Genomic DNA, 6,320 nt, shown 5'->3' with positions numbered 1-6,320 from the left:
CGGATCGCGGGGGGGCCGCCCGCCCGGCGGGCCGCGGGTGGGCCGGGCTGCCGGCGGTGGTGGGGGGGGGGTCCCCGCCCCGGGCCGCCCCGCGGGCGGTGTGCCCGCGGCGCGGCCGGTGCGGTGCCGCTCGGTGGCCGGGCTCAGCCGGTGTAGTGCGCGGCGTCGTCGCCCTCGACGATGTAGCTGGGCTCGCCGCTGACGCCGACCGGCACGTCGCCGGCGACGGTGACGCGGTGCAGGCGGCGCGGCAGGTCGTCGTAGTCGTCCGGCGCGTAGTGCTGGGTGGAGCGGTTGTCGAAGAGCACGACGTCGCCGACCGACCAGCGCCAGCGCACCACGTTCTCGGGCCGGGTGACGTACGACTGCAGGGTGCGCAGCAGGTCGTGCGAGGCGCCGGTGGGCAGGCCGAGGATGCGTTCGGCGAACCCGCCGATGAACAGGCCGCGTTCGCCGGACTCGGGGTGGACCCGGACCACGGGGTGGGCGGTGCGGTAGGTGCGGGAGGTGAAGACGGCGCGGCGCTCGGCCTCGGCGTCGTCGAGCTCCTTGCCCTGCGCGTAGTCGTAGTCGTTGGTGTGGACGGCCCAGAGCCGGTCGGCGAACTCCCGCAGCTGCTCGGGGAGGTCTCGGTAGGCGGCCTGGGCGTCGGCGATCAGGGTGTTGCCGCCGTAGGGCGGGACGACGAGGCTGCGCAGCGTGGACGCCTTGGGCGGGGTGCGGACGAAGGTGACGTCGGTGTGCCACTGGTTGGCCCGGCCGCCGTCCTCGCTGTCGACGGCGAGGACGTTGGGCTGTCCGTCGAGCGAGGGCACGGTCGGGTGGGCGGTGGTGAGCGGGCCGAAGTAGCCGGCGAAGCGGGTCTGGCCCTGGTCGTCGAGGTGCTGTCCGCGGAAGAACAGCGCCTTGTGGGCGACCAGCGCGTCGTTGAGTGCGGTGACGGTCTGCCCGTCGAGCGGCTGGGAGAGGTCGATGCCGGTGATCTCGGCGCCGATCCGGCCGCCGACCTTGTGGAGCTCGAACGCGGTCATGGGTGTGCTCCTCTTCGTGGTGCGGGTCGGGAGTTTCAGGAGGTGATGGGTGCGGTCCCGAAGGCGGGGCCGATGGCCTGCAGCGCCCCGGGGGTGCGGCCGTGGCCCCAGCCGATCCGGGCCCGGTAGCTGCCGAGCAGTCCGGCGCCGGCGAGGTCGTCCTCGTCGTGCGGGACGGGCTGCGGCCGGGTGCGCGGGTCGACGTACAGGGCGTCGACGGGGCAGTTGGCCTCGCAGTGGAAGCAGGTCTGGCAGTCGTCCTGCCGGGCGATCACGGGGATGCCGTCCGCGCCGCGGTCGAAGACGTCGGTGGGACAGACCCTGATGCACTTGTCGCAGGCGATGCAGCGGGCGGCGGAGACGAGTTCGATCACACGGGCTCCTTCACGGCGGGCTCCTTCACGGGGCGGGTCCAGACCTCGTCCAGGCCGCCGGTGGCGATCCGGTGGTGCTGGGCGGGGTCCTGGTCGGGGAAGTCGAGTCGGCGGGCCATGCCGCGGCTCTCGGTGCGGGCGAGCGCCGAGCGGTACATCCAGCGGGCGTTGGCGGCGAGCGCGGCGGCCTGCCGGGTGCGGATCGCGTCGCGGCCCTCGCCGTGCAGTCCGGCGCGCAGGAGCCGCCAGGTGTCGTCGAGCACCCGGAGCGACCCGGTGAGGGTGTCGCCCTGCCGCAGGTAGTTCTTGTCGTACGGCAGGACTTCGCCCTGGACGGCGGCGGTCACCTCGCGGTGGTCGGCGCCGCCGCTGCCGGTGGGCCGCAGCCCGGCTCCGCCCGCGGCCCGCACGGGCCGGGTGCGGGCGGCGCGGCCGAGCCCGAGGGCGTACCGGGCGGCGCCGGTACCGGCCCAGCTGCCCGAGGACATCGCCCAGGCCGCGTTGTGGCTGCCGCCGCCGGTGAAGCCGCCGCAGATCTCCTCGCGGGTGGCGGCGTCGCCGGCCGCGTACAGGCCGGGCACGGTGGTGCGGCAGTCCGCGTCCGCGATCCGGATGCCGCCGGTGCCGCGGACGGTGCCCTCGGCGAGCAGGGTGATCGCGAACCGCTGGGTGAACGGGTCGATGCCGAGCCGGTCGAAGGTGAGGAAGAAGTTCGGCTGGGCGAGCCGCATCGCCTGCCGGTCGGCCGGGTCGGCCCGGTCGAGGGTGCAGTAGACCTTGGCGTTGAGCAGTTCGCGGGCGATGACCGATCGGCCGCCCTGGCTGGCGGCGCCCTCCAGGACGCTGCCGTCCTCCCGGTGGAAGGTGGCGAAGGAGTAGAAGGCGGTCTTGGTGACGGAGGTGTGCTCGGGCGCGATGCCGTACGCGTTGGAGAACTCCATGCCGGAGAGTTCGGCGCCGACCTCGGCCGCGTAGAGGGCGCCGTCGCCGGTGTCGGTGTCGGTGCCGAGGGCCCCGCTGAGGAACGCGCAGCCGCCGGTGGCGAGGACGACCGCGCCGGCCAGCACCCGGTAGGGGTGCCCGGCCTGCCGCCGGTGGCCGGCCGCGCCGGCGACCGATCCGTCGGCGGCGGTGAGCAGTTCGGTGACCGGGCTGTGGTCGAGGATGCGCACCCCGGCTCGGCGGGTCCTGATCCGCATCCGCCGCATGTACTCCGGGCCCTGCAGTCCGTTGCGCGGCTGGCGGCCGTCGGGCGCCGTCGGGAAGGGGTATCCGCCGGTCTCCGCCAGTTCGTTGATGTTGGCGTAGGTGCGGTCGAGGACGCGGGCCATCCAGCCGCGGTCGGCGAGGTGTCCGCCGAGTCCCTCGCGGCTCGCCATGGCGGCCTCCCGGGCGGCCGGGTCGGGCTGCACGTACCAGACTCCGGTGCCGCCGGCGGCGGTCGCGCCGCTGGTGCCGCAGTAGCCCTTGTCGGCGAGGACGACGTCGGCGCCGGCCCGGGCCGCGTCGAGGGCGGCCCAGGTGGCGGCCGGGCCGCCGCCCACCACCAGGACGTCCGCGGTCAGTTCGAGGCTCTCGCCCATCCCTCAGACCCCCACCGGTGCGCGCCAGGCGGTGAAGCGGCGCTCCAGGGCGACCAGCAGCTGGTTGAAGAGCACGCCGATCACGGAGATGGTGACGATGCCCGCGTACATCTGCGGGATGGCGAAGTTGAACTGCGACGCGTTGATCAGGTAGCCGAGCCCGGCCTTGGCGCCGACCATCTCGGCGGCGACCAGGACGAGGATGGAGACCGCGCCGGCCAGCCTGATCCCGGTGAACACGGTCGGCACGGAGGCCGGCAGGATCACCTTCTGGAACAGCCGGAACGGCGAGAGGTTCAGTGAACGGGCGAGCCTCAGCAGGGTCGGGTCGACGGTGCGGACGGCGCTGATGGTGTTCAGCAGCACGGGCCAGATGCACGCGTAGAGCACGATGGAGATCTTGGAGGTCTCCCCGATCCCGAGGATCAGCACGAACACCGGCAGCAGCGCCAACGCGGCTGTGTTGCGGAAGAGTTCGAGCACCGGGCTGAGCAGGTTGGCGACCGGCCGGTACCAGCCGATCAGCAGGCCGAGCGGCACGCCGAGGGCGACGGCGAGGCCGAAGCCGCTCAGCGATCGGGTCAGACTGGCCTGGGTGTTGGTCGCGAGCTGGCCGCTGTCCAGGAGGCCGAACCAGGCGTCGACGACCTGGCTGAACGGCGGCAGGAAGGTCGGGTCGACGAGGTTCAGCCGCGGGGCGGCCTCCCACACGGCGAGCAGTGCGGCGATCGCGACGGTCTTGCCGAGGCCGGCCAGCAGCAGACGGGGCAGCCTGGAGCGGCGGCGCGCGGCACGGGCACCCTCCCGGGGCGGAACGGCCGGGGCTTCGGCGGCCGGCGCCCCGGAGTTGGGCTTGGGCTTGGGCTTGGGCTTGGTGAGGACGGGCGGGGCGGACGGGCGGACGTCGGTGCTCATGCGGCGCTGACCTCTCTCTCCAACTGCTGGGCGCGGCTGACCTCGTCGTGCAGCAGGCTCCAGATCTCGTGCCGGTAGCGGGCGAACTCCGGGCTGGAGCGCAGGTCCTGGGCGGCGCTCCGGTCGCCGAGGTCGATCGGGACGACCTGCTTGACCCGGCCCGGGCGGGAGGTGAGCACGGCCACCCGCCCGCCGAGGTAGACCGCCTCCTCGATGCCGTGGGTGATGAACAGGACGGTCTTCCCGGTCTGCTGCCAGATCCGCCGCAGCTCGTCCTGCAGCGACTCGCGGGTCTGGGCGTCGAGCGCCGCGAACGGCTCGTCCATCAGCAGCACTTCGGGGTCGTAGGCGAGGCTGCGGGCGATCGCCACCCGCTGCTTCATGCCACCGGACAGCTCGTGCGGGTGCCGGTCCTCGAAGCCGGTGAGGCCCACCAGCGCGAGGTACTCCCGTGCCCGGGCGGCGCGTTGGCGTCTCGGCACGCCGATCGACTCCAGGCCGAACTCGACGTTGCCCTGGGCCGTGCGCCAGGGCAACAGCGCGTACTGCTGGAAGACGGTGGAGCGGTCGGGCCCGGGCCCGGTCACCGGGCGGCCGTTCAGCAGGATCTCGCCGGAGGTGGGCACGGTCAGCCCGCCCAGCAGGTCGAGCAGGGTGGACTTGCCGCAACCGCTCGGCCCCACGAGCACGGCGAACTCACCGGCGGCGATGTCGAGGTCCACCCGGTCCACGGCGGTGAAGTCGCCCCCGCCGCGGACCTGGAACACCTTGCTGACGGAACGGAAGGAGATGTCGGCGCTCATCGCTCAACTCCTGCTCGGGGAGGGGCTCGCGGCCGTCGCCGCGGCCGCGGGGTAGCCGTTGAACTCGTTGGTGTAGAGGTCGGCGGGCTTCACCTGGCCGGCCTTGATGTCGCCGTGCTCGACCAGCCAGTCGATCCAGATCTTGAACTCGTCGTCGGTGATCCGGCCGCCGGTCTCCGCCACGCCCGCGGACTTCCAGTACTTCAGGGCCGCGGTGTCCTCGTTGCGGCCGCGCTTCTTCACGATCTCGACGCTGCGGGCGATGACCTCCTCCCGCGGCGTGGTCCTGGTCCACTCGATCGCCTTGGCCACACCGGTGACGAAGGTCCGCGCGGTGGTCGGGTTCTGCTTGAGGAAGCGGTTGGTGACGACGTACGTCCCCGCGCTGAACTTGCCGAGCAGGTCGTAGTCGCTGAACAGCGGCCGGATGCCGCCCGCGGCCAGCGCCTTGTCCCGCAGCACGCCGCCCAGCACCCCGACCTCGATCTGCTTCTGCCGTACCGACTGGTCGGTGTTGACCGGCGGCACCACGATCGGCTCGACCTTGGCGATCTCCGCCGGCGAGAGCCCGTTGCGCTGCAGGTAGATGTCGAGGATGGCCTCGCTGTGCGCACCCAGGGTGTTCATCCCGACCTTCTTGCCGAGCAGGTCGCGGGCGGAACGGATCGGGCTGTCCTGCAGCACGTAGAAGCCGTTGTACGCGGCCTCGTCGACGCCGTAGTAGCTGATCACGGCCTTCACCGGGGCACCGGCCGCGATCAGCTTCACGACCGCGCCGTTGAAGGCGCCGCCGAAGTCGATCTGGCCGGTCGCCGCGGACTGGATGTCCTGCGGGCCGCTGATGGTGTTACCGACCCATTCGAGCTTCACGTCACCGAAGTAGCCGAGGTCCTCGGCGAGTTCGGGCAGGGTCACCTGCCCCGCCCAGCCCTGGTATCTGAGCTTCTTCGTCTCGGATCCGGAGCCGGCGGAGGCGGTGGCCCGGCCGCAGGCAGCGGCGGCGACCCCCACGGCGGCGAGCGCGAGGAACTGGCGACGGGAGGTGGCGGGCATGGCGGAGGTCCTTTGCGGGAAGGGCGGCACACCCCTCCCCCGGGACGCGAACACCACGACGTCGGCGGCAGCCGGACAGCACGGAGGAACCCGTCACGGGAGAGCGGTGGCACAGGGAGTGCGAGATGAACGACCGCCATCGGCCGGAAGGCCCGAGGAACGGTCGGAGAGCGGAGCCCGGGTACGCCGGAGTGCGGCAGGGGGCTCAGGTGAGGCCGGCGAGGCGGCGCGCCGTCATGGCGCGGTGGCGGGCCTGCCCGTCAACGGCAGGCGGCACAGATGGCGCTGGCATGACGTCGCAGATCGACGTGCAGGCGCCCGACGAGGCTCTCGGCTTGGCTCACGCTCTCAGCGTTCCAGCCGGCCCGTTCCCGGGTCAACGAATGTTCCAGCCCTGCAAGAAACCTGTCGTACCGCCGACACACGCGGGCCGGGGAGTCGGGTCCGGAATGGGTCCGGAATGGGTCCGGAAATGCGAGAAGCCCCGCCCGGTGTCCCCGGGCGGGGCTTCTCAGAAGAATTGTTCGGCGGCGTCCTACTCTCCCACAGGGTCCCCCCTGC

General features: G+C 72.8%; 7 protein-coding genes. All 7 read right to left on the bottom strand.

The features are described 5' to 3' along the window. Nucleotides 1-143 precede the first annotated feature (143 nt). The 7 genes from ABZ641_RS22845 to ABZ641_RS22815 all read right to left on the bottom strand — a co-directional run bounded on the left by ABZ641_RS22845 (nucleotide 144) and on the right by ABZ641_RS22815 (nucleotide 6,103). Nucleotides 144-1,031: a TauD/TfdA family dioxygenase gene (locus ABZ641_RS22845; RefSeq protein WP_344626022.1), complete on the bottom strand. Its 888-nt coding sequence runs from the start codon at nucleotides 1,029-1,031 to the stop codon at nucleotides 144-146. Nucleotides 1,032-1,066: 35 nt separating this feature from the next. Beyond that, the gene (locus tag ABZ641_RS22840; protein ID WP_344626023.1) at nucleotides 1,067-1,405 is read right to left on the bottom strand and encodes a ferredoxin family protein; all 339 of its coding nucleotides are present in this window, start codon (nucleotides 1,403-1,405) and stop codon (nucleotides 1,067-1,069) included. Then, a complete protein-coding gene (locus ABZ641_RS22835) occupies nucleotides 1,402-2,988 on the bottom strand; it encodes an FAD-binding protein (RefSeq protein WP_344626024.1) in 1,587 nt (528 codons plus the stop codon). The genes ABZ641_RS22840 and ABZ641_RS22835 overlap by 4 nt, the downstream gene beginning before the upstream one ends. Before the next feature lie 3 nt (nucleotides 2,989-2,991). Next, entirely contained in the window at nucleotides 2,992-3,903 is a 912-nt protein-coding gene (locus ABZ641_RS22830) for an ABC transporter permease (protein ID WP_359984397.1), read from the bottom strand. Continuing rightward, nucleotides 3,900-4,706, bottom strand: coding sequence for an ABC transporter ATP-binding protein (locus tag ABZ641_RS22825; protein ID WP_344626026.1), 807 nt, complete (start codon nucleotides 4,704-4,706; stop codon nucleotides 3,900-3,902). Before ABZ641_RS22825 ends, ABZ641_RS22830 begins: the two co-directional genes overlap by 4 nt. A gap of 3 nt (nucleotides 4,707-4,709) precedes the next feature. Beyond that, on the bottom strand, nucleotides 4,710-5,759 hold the full coding sequence (locus tag ABZ641_RS22820; protein ID WP_359984394.1) for an ABC transporter substrate-binding protein: 1,050 nt from the start codon (nucleotides 5,757-5,759) through the stop codon (nucleotides 4,710-4,712). Between the two features lie 260 nt (nucleotides 5,760-6,019). Then, nucleotides 6,020-6,103 carry a putative leader peptide gene (locus ABZ641_RS22815; protein ID WP_359984401.1) on the bottom strand — a complete coding sequence of 28 codons (84 nt, stop codon included), beginning with the start codon at nucleotides 6,101-6,103 and terminating at the stop codon, nucleotides 6,020-6,022. Nucleotides 6,104-6,320 lie beyond the last annotated feature (217 nt).

Origin of the sequence: Kitasatospora sp. NPDC007106, from assembly GCF_040634455.1 — a bacterium.
In the GTDB taxonomy this organism is placed as follows: domain Bacteria; phylum Actinomycetota; class Actinomycetes; order Streptomycetales; family Streptomycetaceae; genus Kitasatospora; species Kitasatospora arboriphila.
The sequence above is the reverse complement of the archived record's forward strand: the minus strand, read 5'-3'. Positions and strand labels throughout refer to the sequence as shown.

Bases quoted from the DNA above. Each gene is read 5' to 3' on its own strand.
- ABZ641_RS22845 (WP_344626022.1), bottom strand. From the start codon at position 1,031: ATGACCGCGTTCGAGCTCCACAAGGTCGGCGGCCGGATCGGCGCCGAG.
- ABZ641_RS22835 (WP_344626024.1), bottom strand. From the start codon at position 2,988: ATGGGCGAGAGCCTCGAACTGACCGCGGACGTCCTGGTGGTGGGCGGC.
- ABZ641_RS22830 (WP_359984397.1), bottom strand. From the start codon at position 3,903: ATGAGCACCGACGTCCGCCCGTCCGCCCCGCCCGTCCTCACCAAGCCC.
- ABZ641_RS22825 (WP_344626026.1), bottom strand. From the start codon at position 4,706: ATGAGCGCCGACATCTCCTTCCGTTCCGTCAGCAAGGTGTTCCAGGTC.
- ABZ641_RS22820 (WP_359984394.1), bottom strand. From the start codon at position 5,759: ATGCCCGCCACCTCCCGTCGCCAGTTCCTCGCGCTCGCCGCCGTGGGG.